This window comes from Acinetobacter indicus CIP 110367, assembly GCF_000488255.1.
GTDB lineage: Bacteria > Pseudomonadota > Gammaproteobacteria > Pseudomonadales > Moraxellaceae > Acinetobacter > Acinetobacter indicus.
In genome coordinates this window covers 1-1022 of sequence record NZ_KI530753.1, presented here as the reverse complement: position 1 = coordinate 1022, position 1022 = coordinate 1, and the positions used below count along the sequence as shown (strand labels likewise).

Annotated in this window: 1 protein-coding gene; it reads left to right on the top strand. The window is 39.2% G+C overall.

Translation table 11 applies throughout. From position 1 onward, the window contains the following. Positions 1 to 162 precede the first annotated feature (162 nt). Positions 163 to 1022, top strand: an 860-nt coding sequence (locus tag P253_RS04740) for a protein rep (protein ID WP_023274412.1), incomplete at its 3' end; no start/stop codon positions are given.

The following is a 1022-nucleotide window of genomic DNA, read 5'->3' as shown; positions in this document are numbered from 1 at the left end:
AAAAGGCGTAGATAAAAACAAGGTTTTAACAAATATGCTTTCTGAAGGTTTAGGAATTGCATCTGAAAAATTAAAGCAGGAATAAGAATAAAGCCCCAGTGACTGGTACTCACTAGGGCTTTGGAATCCTGTTTGCACGGTCAAGTACATAGGAGATATACATTGTACGGTCAAAATGTAGAATTTCAAAGTGGTAGCTCTGAGCGAGGACGGAGGAAGGAGGAGGAGTTTCGACAACGACGCCCGACACCCGAGCTTGGAGCGCCCCTTGTTAAATATACGGATAATTCCTCCATCCTTGTACAGCAAGGCTTTCAGAGATTAAGAGATCGTTTCAAACTTCTCAATAAAGTTCGAAAAATACTCAAGGGAGAGCGTACACAACACTGTTTTTTTAATCGTGTAGATAGAAATGACGGTGTAGGTGTTATGTTCAATAAATCCCGAAATAAAGCCAATTACTCAAATATTATGCGATGTGCCAATGCCTGGGGCTGTCCAGTATGCGCTGCAATTATTTCTGAGCATCGTAAAAATGAAGTAAAAGAAGCTATGGATTGGTGGCAGGGACAAGGCGGATCTGTATTACTTCTTACATTAACTGTTCCCCATTATTCGCATACTGATATTAAACAACTCAAAAAAGACCTTAAAAAAGCATATTCAAAATTCTTCAAAGGTGTTCGTGCATCTCAAAATATGTTCTCAAAATGGATGATTGAGCATTACATTTCATGCTTTGAAATCACTCATGGCGACAACGGTTTTCACCCTCATTATCACGTTTTATTATTTATCCCTTATTCAATTGGTGTCGGTTCTTTATCCCTTATGCAGGCAGATATGTTTAAGGTTTGGGAACATTGTTGCTTAAAGGCAGGTCTAGGCGCACCAAGTCAAAAACATGGATTACATTTGCAAGCTGGCAATGAAGCAGGTAACTACGTTTCAAAATGGGGCTTAGAACATGAAATGACTAAGGGACACGTTAAAAAAGGGAAAAAAGACGGTAGAACTCCATT